13 protein-coding genes and 1 tRNA gene are annotated in these 15,495 nt (G+C 71.5%); 12 read left to right on the forward strand and 2 right to left on the reverse strand.

Going from position 1 to position 15,495, the window contains the following annotated elements:
- The 3 genes from E2651_RS30785 to E2651_RS30795 all read left to right on the forward strand — a co-directional run.
- On the forward strand, positions 1-1,255 hold a 1,255-nt coding region (locus E2651_RS30785), incomplete at its 5' end, for a trypsin-like peptidase domain-containing protein (protein WP_135334527.1).
- Positions 1,256-1,297: 42 nt separating this feature from the next.
- Positions 1,298-1,382: transfer RNA gene (locus E2651_RS30790), tRNA-Ser, on the forward strand.
- Positions 1,383-1,613: 231 nt separating this feature from the next.
- Positions 1,614-2,366: a sensor domain-containing protein gene (locus tag E2651_RS30795; RefSeq protein WP_135334528.1), complete on the forward strand. Its 753-nt coding sequence runs from the start codon at positions 1,614-1,616 to the stop codon at positions 2,364-2,366.
- A gap of 10 nt (positions 2,367-2,376) precedes the next feature.
- On the opposite strand, the gene E2651_RS30800 is transcribed toward E2651_RS30795, so the two are convergent.
- Positions 2,377-3,243 carry a bifunctional DNA primase/polymerase gene (locus E2651_RS30800; RefSeq protein ID WP_135334529.1) on the reverse strand — a complete coding sequence of 289 codons (867 nt, stop codon included), beginning with the start codon at positions 3,241-3,243 and terminating at the stop codon, positions 2,377-2,379.
- A 370-nt stretch (positions 3,244-3,613) separates the two neighbouring features.
- On the opposite strand from E2651_RS30800, the gene E2651_RS30805 reads away from it, so the two are divergent.
- The 9 genes from E2651_RS30805 to E2651_RS30845 all read left to right on the forward strand — a co-directional run bounded on the left by E2651_RS30805 (position 3,614) and on the right by E2651_RS30845 (position 12,778).
- Positions 3,614-3,925 (forward strand): hypothetical protein, encoded by a 312-nt coding sequence (locus tag E2651_RS30805; RefSeq protein WP_135334530.1) that lies wholly within the window; start codon positions 3,614-3,616, stop codon positions 3,923-3,925.
- Between the two features lie 229 nt (positions 3,926-4,154).
- Positions 4,155-5,345 (forward strand): acyl-CoA dehydrogenase family protein, encoded by a 1,191-nt coding sequence (locus tag E2651_RS30810; protein ID WP_135334531.1) that lies wholly within the window; start codon positions 4,155-4,157, stop codon positions 5,343-5,345.
- On the forward strand, positions 5,342-6,250 hold the full coding sequence (locus E2651_RS30815; protein WP_135334532.1) for a bifunctional MaoC family dehydratase N-terminal/OB-fold nucleic acid binding domain-containing protein: 909 nt from the start codon (positions 5,342-5,344) through the stop codon (positions 6,248-6,250). The genes E2651_RS30810 and E2651_RS30815 overlap by 4 nt, the downstream gene beginning before the upstream one ends.
- 1 nt (position 6,251) lies before the next feature.
- Positions 6,252-7,319, forward strand: a complete 1,068-nt coding sequence (locus E2651_RS30820; RefSeq protein ID WP_135334533.1) for an acyl-CoA dehydrogenase family protein — start codon at positions 6,252-6,254, stop codon at positions 7,317-7,319.
- 86 nt (positions 7,320-7,405) lie between these two features.
- Positions 7,406-7,855, forward strand: a complete 450-nt coding sequence (locus tag E2651_RS30825) for a MaoC family dehydratase (protein ID WP_135334538.1) — start codon at positions 7,406-7,408, stop codon at positions 7,853-7,855.
- Complete coding sequence (locus E2651_RS30830) at positions 7,852-9,018, forward strand: lipid-transfer protein (RefSeq protein ID WP_135334534.1); 1,167 nt, start codon at positions 7,852-7,854, stop codon at positions 9,016-9,018. The genes E2651_RS30825 and E2651_RS30830 overlap by 4 nt, the downstream gene beginning before the upstream one ends.
- Before the next feature lie 52 nt (positions 9,019-9,070).
- A complete protein-coding gene (locus E2651_RS30835; RefSeq protein WP_135334535.1) occupies positions 9,071-10,009 on the forward strand; it encodes a DUF1906 domain-containing protein in 939 nt (312 codons plus the stop codon).
- 366 nt (positions 10,010-10,375) lie between these two features.
- Positions 10,376-10,939 carry a SigE family RNA polymerase sigma factor gene (locus tag E2651_RS30840; protein WP_209446289.1) on the forward strand — a complete coding sequence of 188 codons (564 nt, stop codon included), beginning with the start codon at positions 10,376-10,378 and terminating at the stop codon, positions 10,937-10,939.
- Positions 10,940-11,128: 189 nt separating this feature from the next.
- Positions 11,129-12,778, forward strand: a complete 1,650-nt coding sequence (locus E2651_RS30845; RefSeq protein ID WP_167828942.1) for a long-chain fatty acid--CoA ligase — start codon at positions 11,129-11,131, stop codon at positions 12,776-12,778.
- A 154-nt stretch (positions 12,779-12,932) separates the two neighbouring features.
- Here the strand turns inward: E2651_RS30845 and E2651_RS30855 are convergent.
- Positions 12,933-15,495 (reverse strand): response regulator (locus E2651_RS30855; protein ID WP_135334537.1); only part of this gene is annotated, 2,563 nt, incomplete at its 5' end.

Here is a 15,495-nt window from a genome sequence, read left to right on the forward strand (position 1 = left end):
GGGCACCCCGGCCGGGGCCTGGCCGCCCCCGCCGCCGCCCCCCGCCGTTCCTTCGTACGCGCAGGGCGCGGGAGCGGGCTCCACGTGGGGCGCCTCGTACGCGGCGCAGCACCCCGAAGGGCCGAAGCCCGCGGGCCGGCGCGGTGGCCTGATCGCCGCGGTGCTCGTGGCCGCGCTGGTTGCGGGTGGAATCGGCGGCGGCATCGGCTTCTGGGCGGCCGAGCGCAACGACGACGCCACGGACTCGACCACGGTCTCCGCGTCGGACACCCCGGCCGACCTCAAGCGTGAGCCCGGCTCGGTCGCCGGCATCGCCCATAAGGCGCTCCCCAGCGTCGTCACCATCGAGGCGCAGGGCGGCAACGGCGAGGGCGGCACGGGCACCGGCTTCGTCTACGACACGCAGGGCCACATCCTCACCAACAACCACGTGGTGGCCTCCGCCGCCGACGGCGGAAAGCTCGCGGCGACGTTCTCGAACGGCAAGAAGTACGACGCCGAGGTGGTCGGCCGTGCCGAGGGCTACGACGTGGCGGTCATCAAGCTCAAGAACCGGCCCGCGGACCTGAAGCCGCTGCGCCTCGGCAACTCGGACCGGGTGGCCGTCGGCGACTCGACGATCGCCATCGGTGCCCCCTTCGGCCTCTCGAACACCGTCACGACCGGCATCGTCAGCGCCAAGGACCGCCCGGTGACCTCCAGCGACGGCGCGAGCAGCAAGAGTTCGTACATGAGCGCCCTGCAGACCGACGCCTCCATCAACCCGGGCAACTCCGGAGGTCCGCTGCTCGACTCGCGGGGCGCGGTCATCGGCATCAACTCCGCGATCAAGCCCGCGGAGAGCGGCGGCGGCCTGGGTGGCAGCGGCCAGTCCGGTTCCATCGGCCTGGGCTTCGCGATCCCGGTCAACCAGGCCAAGTACGTCGCCGAGCAGCTGATCAAGAACGGCCAGGCGGTCTATCCGGTCATCGGCGCCTCGGTCTCCCTTGGAGAGGACACCGGCGGTGCCACGATCTCCCAGGAGGGCGCGAGCGGTTCGCAGGCGGTCACCCCGAACGGCCCGGCGGACAAGGCGGGCCTCAAGCCCGGCGACGTCATCACGACGCTGGACGACACGGTGATCGACAGTGGCCCGACCCTGATCGGCCAGATCTGGACCCACAAGCCGGGCGACAAGGTCAAGATCACGTTCGAGCGCGACGGCAAGGAGCGCACGGTCGACGTGGTCCTGGGCCAGCGCAAGGGCGAGAGCTGACCCGCTACTCTTGACCCCGCACCGCCCTGACCGGCGGTGCGGGGTGGGTTGCCCGAGCGGCCTAAGGGAACGGTCTTGAAAACCGTCGTGGCGCGAGTCACCGTGGGTTCAAATCCCACACCCACCGCTTGCAGGGCCTGTTGGGCCTGGTGAGAAGGGGCGTCCGGAAGTTTCCGGGCGCCCCTTCTTCGTGCCGCCTTCGTGGAGCCTCGTGCCGTCCTCACGCCGGGGGTGGGGTTGGCGACACCCCCGAGAGGCCGGGTCGCCGTATGTCGACGGGCGCGCGGATTCGCGAACGTGGAGGACATCAGCACGGCACGTCCCCACCGCCCTCACCGCGCAGATTCGAGGCCCCGCCATGAGCACAAGCACCTTGCCGTACTCAGCCGCTCCGTACGCCACCTCCGCTCCGTCCGCCACCTCTGCTCTGTCCGCCACCTCCGCTCCGTACGTCGCGGAACCGGGGCGCTCCCCCGGCTTCTGGCGGGCGCCGTTCGCCGCCGTCACCTACCGGGAGATCGGCTACACCGTCGGCTCGCTGCCGATCGCCGTCGTCGGCTTCACCTTCGCCGTGACGATGTTCTCGCTCGGCATGGGGCTGTTCGTCACCGTGCTCGGACTGCCGGTGCTGGCCGCGGCGTTGGCGGGGGCGCGGGGGCTCGGTGCCGCCGAGCGAGGGCGGGCGCGGGCCCGGCTCGGGCTCGATGTCGCCGGGCCCGCCCCGGTGCGGACCTCGCCCGGAGCGGGGGCGTGGGCCGGGATGCGGGCACGGCTCGCGGACGCCGCGGGCTGGCGGGCGCTGCTCTTCCAGGTCGTGATGTTCCCCGCGCGCGTGACGTCCTTCGTGCTCACCGTGACCTTCCTGGTCACCGGCTGGGTGGTCGCGCTCCTGCCGGCGTACGCCTGGGTGTTCCCGCACTACCTCGACTGGCCGGGCTACCGGGTGTTCGACTACACCTCGGCCGGCGAGCACCACGCGTACTACCTGGAGTCGCCGTCGCAGATCGCCGGGGCCTCCCTGCTCGGCCTCGCCATCGTCTTCCTCACCCCGAAGCTGGTCCGCGCCCTGACGAACATCGACCGCGCGGCGGTGCGTTCACTGCTCGGCTAGCGGGCGGCTGCTAGGCGTGCCCTGTGAGCCGGGCCGCCGACGCGATCGTCGAGCGGGCCTCGCGTTCCGTCAGGCCGACCCGGAGTGCGGCATCGGTGAGTTCGCCCGACAGGGCCTCGCCGATGCCGTTCTCGTACGCGCGGCAAGCGGCCCAGAAGAGACGGGTGTTGCGCTGGCCCTCGTGCGCGGCGAGCACGAACTGGACGAGCCCCTGGCCCGGTTGGACCTGCGGCTTCGAAGGCCCGGTGTGGTGTGCGCGGGGCGGCGGCATGAGCAGCCGCAGAAGCGCGGGCGGGCATGCGCCGGGCGGGAGCTGCGCGGTGCCGGGCACGGTGCTGTAGACACCGTGCTCGGTGCGCGAGCCGGGGCCGACGAGATAGCCGCCCGCGCCCCGGATGTCGATGCCGGGGGCGAGGCGGCCCGCGGAGTTGGGGATGACGACGTCGGGCGGGCCCGCGAGCCAGATGTGGCGGCCGCCGCTCGGGGTCACCACGACGACCGTGGCCGGGATGGTGAACAGGTGGCGCAGCGCCAGCTCCCGCAGGGCGGCCGAGGCGTCCGTACCGGACTTGGTGTCCAGGTCGATGCCGATCAGATGGTGCGGGGGCAGCCCGCAGGCGATGCCGTATCCGCTGGCCCAGGGGGCGGCGGCGAAGAGCTCGCGGATGCGGCGCGGATCGGTCGACGCGTCGTACACGCCGTGTCCGGGGCGGCCGCATTCGCCGTGGCAGGGGGTCGGTTCGGGTTGCTCGTGGTGGGGGGAGCGCAGGGCCGGCAGCTTGGTGCGGGAGAGCGGGATGACGGCGAGGCCGCGCTCGGCTGCGGACAGGGCGTGGGCGAGTGCGAGCGCTGTGGCATGGCGGTCGATGGTGGCCATGCCGCTATTTTCGTACGAGTGTTCGAAGAAGGGAAGAGGGGGAGGGCTCGACACGCGCCGGAAGCGCGGATGAGGGCCCTCTTCCTCGTGTCATGCGGGAACGCTTCAGCGCTTGCGGCGCCTGGGTTTGGGTGGGTCGCGCGGGGCTGAGCTGGGGCTTTGGCGGTGTGAGGCATGTTTATCGACTTGTACTCACGCTTGCGAGGGAATCGGGGCTTCCGGGGTGGTTCGCCGGGGATTCGGTGGGCAACTCTGGACTCGCGACGTCGTGCAGAACCCGAGGCGGTCGGCCAACTGCCTCGAAACAAGCCGTACTTCCGGTGCTCCCGGCACATCGCCGGTGCGTACCTCCCGTTCTGGAGGAATTGACATGGCAAGCATCCGTACCGCTCGCGTCATCGCCGCCGCCGCGGCCCTGCCCTTGGCCGCCGCGCTCTTCTCGGGTGTCGCGATGGCTGACAACGGCTCCTTCGCGGACGACGGATCGAACGCGGGCGTGGCCACCGTCACTGGCAGTGGCGTCGGCGGCAACAACAGTGGCAACTCGAACACGACGCAGCAGCAGGCGGTCGGCAACGGCGCCTCGAACCAGAACAACAACGCTCAGGTGAACGGCTCCGGGTTCACGGCGATCGACCAGTCGAACGAGAACATCGCGGTCAACTTCACCGAGCTCTGGTGAGGTAACGGCCGTCTGGGGGTTGCTCCTTGGGCCGGCTCGACGGGGTGTGTGACGGTCTGCGCGGCGGTGCATGTGCACCGCCGCGCAGGCGTGTTCGGGCCCGCATTGTCACCGGTAGGGCTCCCGTGCTTCGTATCCGGGGTGATCTCTTGACACTCGCACGGTTTCTGACGGACAGTCAGAAATCCCTGTCGGTGCGACGCCCGTACGCGAAGGAGAGGCCGCCGCCGTGCACCTCGCCCCCACCGAACGCCAGCAGCAGCTGCGCTCCGAACTGCGCGCGTACTTCCGCGATCTGATGCCGGGAGGACCGCCCGAAGGCGAGGACCTGGAGGGGCAGCGCCGACTGCTGCGGCGCATCGGGGCCGACAGCATGCTCGGCCTCGGCTGGCCCGTGGAGTACGGCGGGCAGGGGCGCGGCGCCGACGAGCAGTTCGTCTTCTTCGACGAGGCCTATCGCGCGGGCGCGCCCGTATCGATGGTCACGCTGAACACCGTCGGGCCGACCCTCATGAAGTACGGCACGCAGGAGCAGAAGGCTTCCTTCCTGCCGCGCATCCTCAGCGGCGATCTCGTCTTCGCGATCGGCTACAGCGAGCCGTCGGCGGGGACGGACCTGGCCTCGCTGCGTACGCGGGCGGTGCGTGTCATGGACGGATCCGACGATGCGTGGATAGTCGACGGTCAGAAGATCTTCACCTCGAACGCGCAGAACGCCGACTGGATCTGGCTCGCCTGCCGTACCGACCCCGAGGCGCCAAAGCACCAGGGCATCTCGATCATCCTCGTGCCCACGACGGCGCCCGGGTTCTCGTGGACGCCGATCGAGACCGTGGGCGGGCTGACCACGACGGCGACGTACTACGACGGGATAAGCGTGCCCGCCGCGAACCTCGTCGGCGAGGAGAACGGCGGCTGGGGGCTCATCACCAACCAGCTCAACCACGAGCGGGTGGCACTTGCCGCGATCGGCATGCAGGCCGAGGACTTCTACGCGGCGGCCGTCGCCTTCGCGCGTACACCCGATCCGGTGACGGGCGAGCGTCGGATTGACGCTCCGTGGGTCCGTTCGAGACTGGCCGAAGCGCGGGCGCGGCTTGCGGCTACGCGCCTGGTCAACTGGCGTTTGGTGGGTGATGTGGGGGCGGGCCGGCTGGCGCCCGGAGACGCGAGCGGCGTGAAGTTCATGGGAACCGAATCGGCCGTGGAGGTGTACCGAATATGTCAGGAAGTCACGGGCGACGCGGGTCTGGTGAGGGCCGGATCGCCCGGGGCCCTGGCGCTCGGCACGGGCGGTGAGGGGGAGTTGGAGCGGATGAACAGGGCGGCGCAGATCAATACGTTCGGCGGCGGGGTGAGCGAGGTGCAGCGGGAGATCGTGGCGACGATGCGGCTCGGGATGCGGAGGGGACGGCGATGAGCGATCTTTCGTACGAGGCGCTGAAGGTCTTCGAGGGCAGGGCGGCCGCCACCTCGGGCGTGGGCAAGGACCCGGTCAACGAGCCGATGATCCGGCATTGGTGCGAGGCGATGGGGGACGCCAACTCCGCCTATTCCGGGGCGGATCCGATCGCGCCGCCGACCATGCTTCAAGCGTGGACGATGGGTGGACTCTCCGGACACCAGGGGCGCTCGCCCGCCTACGACGAACTGTTCGCCCTGCTCGACGGCGCGGGCTGTACGTCGGTGGTCGCCACTGACTGCGAGCAGGAGTATCTGCGGCCGCTGCGGCCGGGGGACGAGATCACCTTCGACGCGGTCATCGAATCGGTCTCGGAGCGCAAGACGACGAAGCTGGGCACGGGCCACTTCGTCACGACGCGGATGGATGTCCGGGCGGGCGGCGAACCGGCAGGGACCCATCGCTTCCGGATCCTCAAGTACGCACCCGCGCGGCGGAAACCGCAGGGCCAGAGACCTCGCCCGGTCATCAACAGGGACAACGCCGGATTCTGGGAGGGCGTGGCGCGCCACCAACTCCTGATCCAGCGCTGCGGCGACTGCCGGGCACTGCGCTTCCCCTGGCTGCCGGGCTGCAACGCCTGCGGATCGCTGGAGTGGGACACGGTCGAGGCGAGCGGCCGGGGCACCGTCTACTCGTATGTCGTCATGCACCATCCGCCCTTCCCCGCCTTCGATCCCCCGTACGCCGTCGCACTCATCGACCTGGCGGAGGGCGTGCGCATGGTCAGCAATGTGGTGGGCGTGCCCAGCGACAAGGTGCGGATCGGGCAGCCCGTGCGGCTCGAATTCCAGCGGGTGGACAAGGAGTTGGAGCTTCCGGTGTTCCGGCCCGTCGAGGCCATGGAAGGGGGCGAGCTCTGACATGGACTTCACACCCACGGACGAGCAGACGGCCGCGCGGGAGCTCGCGGCGGAGATCTTCGGGGACCTGTCCACGCCCGAGCGGCTCGCGGAGGCGGGGACGGGATCGGACGCCGAGCTGTGGAAGGCGCTGTGCGCGGCGGGGCTGCCGGGCGCGGTGGAGGACGTCGGGCTTCTCGGGCTCGTGCTGCTGCTCGAGGAGCAGGGTCGGGTGACGGCACAGGTGCCACTGGCGGCGAGCTGTGTCTATGGCCTTCTCGCCGTGGCGGTCCATGGCACGGAGGAGCAGCGGGGGCGGCTGTTTCCGGGGCTGCGGGAGGGCACGGCGGTTGCCACTGGGGCATTTCCGGCAGGAGGCGGCGTGGTGGCCTCCGCTCAGGATGGGGAGGCCGGACTGACGGGGACGCTCACCGGAACGGTGCCGTGGGTGCCGTGGCTGCGGGATGCCACGCACGTCCTGGTGGCCGTGCCGGATCGCATACGGCGGGGCGGCCACAGCCTGTGGATGGTGCGGGTGGCCGACGCGGAGACCGAGCCGGTCGAGCTGACGGCGCCCTGGGCGGCCGGGCGTCTGGTGCTCGACGGGACTCCCGGGGAGCGGCTCGGCGGGGACGGGGCCTACGCCGACGTACTGGCGAGTGCGCGGACGGCCTTCGCGGGGCTGCAGGCGGGCGTGTGCGCCGGATCGCTGGCCCGCGCGGTCGCCCACACCAACGAACGGGAGCAGTTCGGGCGGCCGCTCGCGGCCAAGCAGGGGGTCCAACTCCGGGCGGCGGACGCCTATATGGACACCGAGGCGATACGGGTCACGGCGTACGAGGCGGCCTGGCGGCGCGATGAATCGCTGGCGTACGGCGCGCATGCGCTGACCGCCGCCTGGTGGGCGTCGGAGGCGGGCAAGCGGGTCGTGCACGCGGGCCAGCATCTGCACGGAGGCATGGGGGCCGACCTCGACCATCCCGTGCACCGGCACTTCCTGTGGGGGCGGCAGCTGGACGCGTATCTGGGGTGCGGGAGCGAAGTGCTCGCGGAGTTGGGGGACTTGATCGCTGAGGAGGAGACGGTATGAGAGGAGGCGGTGAGATGGGCGGGGGCGAGGGGATGAGCGGGCGCGTCGGGGCGACTGGTGGCGTGGCGGTGAGCGATGGCGGCGGGATGAAAGTGGGCGACAGGCTGCCTGAGCTGTCCATCCCGGTCACGCGGACGCTGATCGTCTCCGGTGCGATCGCGTCGCGGGACTACCAGGACGTGCACCACGACGCGGCGGCGGCACAGGAGAAGGGCTCCCCCGACATCTTCATGAACATCCTGACCACGAACGGCCTGGTCGGTCGGTACGTCACCGATCACTTCGGGTCCGGCGCCGTGCTCCGCAAGGTGGCGATAAGGCTCGGGGCGCCCAACTATCCGGGGGACACGATGGTGTTGACGGGCTCCGTCGAGCAGGTCGAGGGCGACACGGCCACGGTCAAGGTGGTCGGGGCCAACGGCATCGGCAAGCACGTCACCGGGACGGTCACGGTCACGGTGCCGGTTTCGGCTGGAGTGCCGACTTCGGGTGGAGTGCCGACATCGGGTGGAGTGCCTACAGGGGGCGCGGCATGAGCGTGCGGGCGCGCGATCGGCTCGGTGGGAAGGCGGCCGTCGTCGGCATCGGGGCGACCGAGTTCTCCAAGGACTCGGGGCGCAGTGAGCTCAGACTCGCCGTGGAGGCGGTGGGCGCGGCGCTCGACGACGCGGGACTGGCTCCCGGTGATGTCGACGGCATGGTCACGTTCACGATGGACACCAACCCGGAGATCACCGTCGCGCAGGCGGCCGGGATCGGGGAGCTCTCTTTCTTCTCGCGCGTCCACTACGGAGGCGGCGCCGCGTGCGCGACCGTCCAGCAGGCCGTGCTGGCGGTGGCGAGCGGAGTGGCCGAAGTGGTGGTCTGCTACCGGGCGTTCAACGAACGCTCTGGCCGCAGATTCGGCTCGGGGGTGCAGCATCGTGAGCCGTCGGCGGAGGGCGCGGCGCTCGGCTGGTCCCTGCCGTTCGGACTGCTGACCCCCGCGTCGTGGGTGGCGATGGCGGCCCAGCGCTATCTCCACGCCTACGGCCTGACTCCGGATGCCTTCGGCCATGTCGCGGTCACCGACCGGAAATACGCGGCGACGAACCCGGCCGCCTACTTCTACGGCAAGCCGATCACCCTCGCCGATCACGCCGAGTCCCGCTGGATCGTCGAGCCGCTGCGGCTCCTGGACTGCTGCCAGGAGACCGACGGGGGGCAGGCGATCGTCGTGACGAGCGTGGACCGGGCCCGGGATCTGCCGCACCCGCCGGCCGTGATCACGGCGGCGGCCCAGGGCGCGGGGCGGGCGCAGGAGCAGATGACCAGTTTCTACCGCGACGACCTGAGTGGGCTGCCCGAAATGAGCGTGGTGGCAAGGCAGTTGTGGCGGAGTTCGGGTCTGGCACCCTCAGATATCGACGTGGGCATTCTCTACGACCACTTCACGCCGTTCGTGCTGATGCAGCTGGAGGAGTTCGGTTTCTGCGGGCCGGGTGAGGCGGCCGGGTTCGTCGCGGAGGAGCGGCTGCCGCTGAACACACACGGGGGACAGCTGGGGGAGGCGTATCTGCACGGGATGAACGGGATAGCGGAGGCGGTACGACAGGTGCGCGGCACGTCCGTGAACCAGATACCGGGCGCCGCGCGCACCCTGGTCACCGCGGGCACCGGGGTCCCCACATCGGGGCTGATTCTGGGGTCGGACGGCTGAACGCGGGGCGTGTCCCGGCCGGGGCGCGGGAACTGGGCCCTTCACTCGGCGTATGCGCTGCCGGAAAACGATCACGGGACTTGTCCTCGCTCTCGCCCTGACCACGCTGGCCCTGTGCGCGGCGCCGACGGGCGCCACGAGCAGACCTGACGGCAGACGTGAGGGTAGTCGTGACGGCAGCAGCCCTGACGGTGCGTCGGCACCCGGTGGAAGCTGGGCGGCACCCGGTCGAGGCTGGTCGGCATCCGATCGAGGCCGGGCGGCCGCCGCCGAGGTGTCGACCTTCCGTGGATGGGCCTTCGACACCTGTCACGCCCCGCCCTTGGGCACCATGCGCCGCTGGGAGAGTTCCGACTATCGAGCGGTGGGCGTCTATTTCGGAGGCCGGGGCCGGGCGTGCAAGCGGCAGGCCCATCTGAGCCGTGACTGGATGCGCGCGGTGCAGGGGATGGGCTGGCGGGTCCTTCCGCTGTACGTGGGGTCGCAGTCGCCGTGTGTCATCGCGGATAGCAAGCAGGACGTACGCATCGGACAGGACGCCTGGAGGGAGGGGACGAGCGAGGGGCGGGACGCGGTCAGCAGGGCTAAGGCGCTCGGGATGCAGCGGGACAGTCCGCTCTACCTGGATATGGAGGCGTATGGCTATCGGAACGAGGAGTGCGCGCGCACCACGCTCGCCTTCGTGCGGGCGTGGGACCGGGAGGTGCGCAGGCTGGGGTATGTGCCGGGGTTCTACAGCAGCGCGGACTCCGGGGTGCGGCACATGGAGACGGCGCGGCGCGCGGGGGTGCGGGACCTGCCGGAGGTGATGTGGTTCGCCCGCTGGCGCACGTCCCCGGATCTGTACCGTGAGCCCGTGCTGCGGCGGGACGCCTGGCACCCCGCGCGGCGCATCCACCAGTTCGCGGGGAACGTGAAGGAGCGGCACGGCGGACGGACTCTGCTGATCGACCGTAGCCTCGTGCACGCGCCGGTGGCCCAGGTCCGCTAGTCCCGTGGCCCAGGTCCGCGAGTCCGACGGCCGGTCCGCTAGTCCCGTGGCCCAGGTCCGCGAGTCCGACGGCCCAGGTATCCGCGAGTCCGACGGCCCGGGTCCGCTAGCCCCGACGGCCCAGGTATCCGCTAGTCCGGTGGCCCAGGTCCGCTAGCCCGACGGCCCAGGTCCGCGAGTCTGATGGCCCCGGTCCGCTAAGGGGCCCCTCAGGGATGAACCCTCAGGGATGAACCCTCAGGGGTGTGCTCCGCCTCCTCCACCTTCAGGAGGTGGAGCTACCACCCCTCGTACAACCTGAGGCGGACACTGCTTCGGGACCTGCGGCCGATCCGCTGAAGTAGGGGGCGCTTCTAGCGTGGAGCCATGACCGTATCCATGGTGCCCATGTGCACCAGCGCATCGAAGGCCGCGACGCGGACGGCGAGTCCTTCGGCGTATCCGTCGTTCGCGTCCTACGTACGGGCACGTCAGCCCGTGTTGCTGCGCACCGCACGCTCGCTGACCGCGAATCCGAGCGATGCAGAGGATCTGCTGCAGACCGCTCTCACCAAGACGTATGTCGCATGGGACCGCATCGAGGACCACCGTGCCCTCGACGGCTATGTGCGCAGGGCTCTGCTGAACACCCGTACCTCGCAGTGGCGCAAGCGCAAGGTAGACGAGTTCGCATGCGACGAACTGCCCGAGCCCGAGGTGACGCCGGTCGGGGATCCGGCCGAGCAGCAGGTGCTCCGGGACGCCATGTGGCGCGCGATCATGAAGCTGCCGGCGCGGCAGCGGGCGATGGTCGTCCTGCGGTACTACGAGGATCTCAGCGAGGCGCAGACGGCCGAGGTGCTCGGGGTGTCCATCGGCACCGTCAAGAGCGCGGTGTCGCGTGCGCTCGGCAAGCTGCGCGAGGACCCGGAACTGACGCCTGTCCGGTGATTACGGACGCCCGCACGGTGATCCGCATGCACACCCGGCCAGTGATCCACGCAGCTCCGCCGGACCTTTCTTCTCCCGGACTAGTGACATACCGTGCGGTATGCAGCAAGAATCTGGCGAGCCCTACTGCCAGGTAGGTCATCCGGGAGCCGCCCCGGATGAATGCCGCGCGCCCACCGGGAGGACGCCGTGCTGAGCACGATGCAGGACGTACCGCTGACAGTCACCCGCATCCTTCGGCACGGGACGACCGTGCACGGGTCGTCGCAGGTCACGACATGGACGGGCGAGGCCGCTCCACAGCGCCGCAGCTTCCGTGAGATCGGTGAACGATCGGCTCAGCTGGCGCACGCGCTGCGCGAGGACCTCGGGGTCGACGGCGACGAGCGCGTGGCCACCTTCATGTGGAACAACGCCGAGCATGTCGAGGCCTACTTCGCGGTCCCCTGTATGGGCGCCGTCCTGCACACCCTCAATCTCCGGCTGCCCGCCGACCAGTTGACCTGGATCGTGAACCACGCGGCCGACCGCGTCATCATCGTCAACGGCTCCCTCATCCCCCTGCTCGCGCCCCTCCTCCCGCAGCTGCCGACCGTCGAGCACCTGGTGATCTCGGGCCCCGGCGACCGCGCGCCGCTGGCCGGAGTCACCGCGCAGGTCCACGAGTACGAGGACCTGATCGCCGGAAAGCCCACGGCCTACGACTGGCCCGAGCTCGACGAGCGCACGGCCGCCGCCATGTGCTACACCTCCGGCACCACCGGCGACCCCAAGGGCGTCGTCTACTCGCACCGCTCCATCTACCTGCACTCGATGCAGGTCAACATGAGCGAGTCGATGGGCCTCACGGACGCGGACACCACGCTCGTCGTCGTCCCGCAGTTCCACGTCAACGCCTGGGGCCTGCCGCACGCCACGCTGATGGCGGGCGTGAACATGCTGATGCCGGACCGTTTCCTGCAGCCCGCGCCGCTCGCCGAGATGATCGAGTCGGAGCGGCCCACGCACGCGGCCGCCGTGCCCACCATCTGGCAGGGCCTGCTCGCCGAACTCACCGCGAAGCCCCGCGACGTCAGCTCGCTCGGCCAGGTCACCATCGGCGGCTCGGCCTGCCCGCCCTCGCTGATGGCGGCGTTCGACAAGCTGGGCATGCGGGTCTGCCACGCCTGGGGCATGACGGAGACCTCCCCGCTCGGCACGGTCGCCCGCCCGCCGGCCAAGGCCATCGGCACCGACGAGGAGTTCAACTACCGCCTCACCCAGGGCCGTTTCCCGGCCGGAGTCGAGGCACGCCTGGTCGGCCCCGGCGGCGAACACCTGCCGTGGGACGGCGAGTCGGCGGGTGAGCTCGAGGTGCGCGGCCCGTGGATCGCGGCGGCGTACTACGGCGGGGCCGGCGAGGACGTGCTCAAGCCCGAGGACAAGTTCAGCGCGGACGGCTGGCTGAAGACCGGCGACGTCGGTGTCATCACCGCCGACGGATTCCTGACCCTCACCGACCGGGCCAAGGACGTCATCAAGTCGGGCGGGGAGTGGATCTCCAGCGTCGAGCTGGAGAACGCGATCATGTCCCACCCGGATGTCGCGGAGGCGGCGGTCGTCGCCGTCCCCGACGACAAGTGGGGCGAACGCCCGCTCGCCACGGTCGTGTTGAAGGAGGGCGCGAGCCTCGAATACACGGCCCTGCGCGACTTCCTCGCGGGCACCATCGCCAAGTGGCAGCTGCCCGAGCGCTGGGCGATCGTGCCCGCCGTGCCGAAGACGAGCGTCGGCAAGTTCGACAAGAAGGTGCTGCGCAGGCAGTACGCGGACGGCGAGCTGGACGTCACGAAGCTCTGACGCGAGGCCTGACGCCGAGCGATACGCCGTGACGCCGGCCGATACGCCGTGACGCCGGCCGATACGCCGCTCCCTCGCCGGAGCCGGAGCCGGAGCCGGAGCCGGAGCCGGAGCCGGAGCCGGAGCGGCGCGGCGTATCACCGTGCCCTGAGGCCTAGTTCGTACCGATCTTCGCCAGCAGATCCACGATGCGGCCCTGCACCTCACCGCTCGTCGAGCGCTCGGCCAGGAACAGCACCGTCTCCCCCGCCGCGAGCCGCGGCAGCTCCGTCTCGTCGACGGCGGCGGTGTAGACGACGAGCGGGGTGCGGTTCAACTGGCCGTTGGCGCGCAGCCAGTCGATGATTCCGGCGCGCCGGCGACGCACCTGCATCAGGTCCATCACCACCAGATTCGGCCGCATCTGCGCGGCGAGCGTCACCGCGTCCGCGTCGCTCTCGGCCCGCGCCACCTGCATCCCGCGCCGCTCCAGCGTCGCGGTCAGGGCCTGCGCGATCTCCTCGTGCTCCTCGATCAGCAGGACGCGCGGCGGGTGCTGCTCGCTGTCGCGGGGCGCGAGGGCCTTCAGGAGTACGGCGGGGTCGGCGCCGTACGCGGCCTCGCGCGTCGCCTGTCCGAGTCCCGCCGTGACGAGCACGGGAACTTCGGCGGCGACGGCGGCCGTGCGCAGGGACTGCAGCGCCGTACGCGTGATGGGGCCGGTCAGCGGGTCCACGAAGAGCGCGGCGGGGAACGCCGCGATCTGGGCGTCGACCTCCTCGCGCGAATGAACGATGACCGGACGGTAGCCGCGGTCGCTGAGCGCCTGCTGGGTGGTGACGTCGGGCGCGGGCCAGACGAGGAGGCGGCGCGGGTTGTCCAGCGGCTCGGGCGGCAGTTCGTCGTCCATGGGCTGCGGCTGGGGCCGGTTGGCGACCTCGACCGCACCGCCGGGACCGTCCAGCGGCTCCGGACCCTCGTCGGCGTCCTCGTCCGGGGCGCCGATCGCGTACGCACGGCCTGCGCCCTCGGTGGCGGATCCGATACGGGACTGCGGCTGGGCACCCGAAGCGGGAGCTGGAGCGGGAGCTGGAGCGGCCTGCGGATGCGGGCGCGCCGCGGTCTCGGGGCGCTCCTCGGCCGTCGGCTCGGGAGGCGTGGACAGCCTGCGCCGCCGACCGGAGCCACCGAGGGTGTGCCCCTGCGCCGATGGCTGCGCGGGAGCCTGCTCAGGAAGCGGGGCGGCGGCCGTGCCTTCCGCCGGGGTGGCCGGAACCGGCGCCTGGGGCGGCAGCGGTCCGGCGGCTCCGGGGGCCTGCTCGGCCGGCCCGGATGCGGGCTGAGCCGATGCGGGCTGAGCCGGACCCTGGGAAGCCGGAGCCTGCGCCTGGGAAGTCTGGGAAGCCTGCGGCGGCAGCGGAGGCTGTGGTGCCTGCGGGATACGCGGACTCTGCGTGCCCTGCGGCAACGCCGGCTGGTTGCGCTGCTGCTCGGCGATCTGCTGGCCGAACGGCACGCCCTGTCCGAGCGTGCGCACGCTGATCGCGCGCCCCTGCGTCGAGTTGGGGTCGCCGGGCGCGGCCTCGGCGGGCAGCGGCTGGGCGGCCCGTGCCTGCGGCCCGCGCTCGGGCGGCAGCGCGACACCCCGGCCGGGCGTCGGCACGCCCTTGGCGGCAGTGGAAGTTCCTTCGCCGTACGTGGTGGCCTGCGCGGGCACACCGGCGGGCGGGGTGCTCTGCGTGGCGGCCGCGGCAGGCGCGGGAGCAGACGCGGCCGCAGCAGGCGCACTCGGCGCGGCAGCCGGTGCCGGACGCGACCGGCGGCGTCCCGTCGGCGTCTCCGCCGGGTGCGGCTGCGGCGGGGTGTGGTCGTCGCCCGGGTGGTGCAGCGCCGCCTCGTGCTGACCGGTGTCGGCCTGGTCAGCCTTGGCGGGCGGCAGCGCGAACACGCGCCCGCTGGGTGCCTCATCGGCGGCGGCCCGCTCCTTGGCGGCGGCCAGCGCACGGCGTCGACGCCCGGTCGGACGCGGCGCGGCCTCGCCGGGTTCACCGGCAGGCGCACCGGCGACGGCAACAGCGGTACCGGCAGCCCCGGCCCCCTCAGCAGCTTCCTGCGCCCCACCCGAAGGCAGCGCGGGCAACGCCAACTGATCACCGTCACGCCGCGCACGCCGCCCCGAAGCAGCCCCGGGAGCCGACGCGCCCGCGGGAACGGGAACGCCCTGCGGCGGCACAGTCTGCCCCCGAGCGGCGGACCCGGCCGCATGCTCGGCAGCGGTGACCACAGAGCCGACAGCACCGACAGCACCGACAGAGCTCACGGACTCCAAAGCGCCCGCCGAGCCCCCGGCACCTTCCACCGCACTGGGCCGCGCACGCCGCCGCCCCGTACCGCCGGAGCCAGCGCCAGAGCCGGAAGGCTGCGACCCCTCAGCCTGCGAAGCCGAACCCGAAGCCGAACCCGAAGCCGAAGCAGCCACACCGGCCGCACCGGCCACACCGGCCACACCGGCCGCTTCCGAAGCACCAGGAACCTCAGCCCCAGCGGCAGCCTCAACACCCTGCGCAACCTCAAGCCCCTGCGGAGCCTCAGCCGCACGCCGCCCCCGCCGCCGCCCCGTACCGCCAGAGCCGGAGCCAGAGCCAGAGCCAGAGCCAGAGCCGGAGCCGGAGCCAGAGTCGGAACCGGAAGCCCCTCCAGAGGTGCCCCCAGCAGAGGAAGCCCCACTCTCCAGGAAC

This window comes from Streptomyces sp. MZ04 (assembly GCF_004684775.1).
GTDB lineage: Bacteria > Actinomycetota > Actinomycetes > Streptomycetales > Streptomycetaceae > Streptomyces.

Bases quoted from the DNA above. Each gene is read 5' to 3' on its own strand.
- E2651_RS30795 (WP_135334528.1), top strand. From the start codon at position 1,614: ATGAGCACAAGCACCTTGCCGTACTCAGCCGCTCCGTACGCCACCTCC.
- E2651_RS30800 (WP_135334529.1), bottom strand. From the start codon at position 3,243: ATGGCCACCATCGACCGCCATGCCACAGCGCTCGCACTCGCCCACGCC.
- E2651_RS30805 (WP_135334530.1), top strand. From the start codon at position 3,614: ATGGCAAGCATCCGTACCGCTCGCGTCATCGCCGCCGCCGCGGCCCTG.
- E2651_RS30815 (WP_135334532.1), top strand. From the start codon at position 5,342: ATGAGCGATCTTTCGTACGAGGCGCTGAAGGTCTTCGAGGGCAGGGCG.
- E2651_RS30820 (WP_135334533.1), top strand. From the start codon at position 6,252: ATGGACTTCACACCCACGGACGAGCAGACGGCCGCGCGGGAGCTCGCG.
- E2651_RS30825 (WP_135334538.1), top strand. From the start codon at position 7,406: ATGAAAGTGGGCGACAGGCTGCCTGAGCTGTCCATCCCGGTCACGCGG.
- E2651_RS30830 (WP_135334534.1), top strand. From the start codon at position 7,852: ATGAGCGTGCGGGCGCGCGATCGGCTCGGTGGGAAGGCGGCCGTCGTC.
- E2651_RS30835 (WP_135334535.1), top strand. From the start codon at position 9,071: ATGCGCTGCCGGAAAACGATCACGGGACTTGTCCTCGCTCTCGCCCTG.
- E2651_RS30840 (WP_209446289.1), top strand. From the start codon at position 10,376: ATGACCGTATCCATGGTGCCCATGTGCACCAGCGCATCGAAGGCCGCG.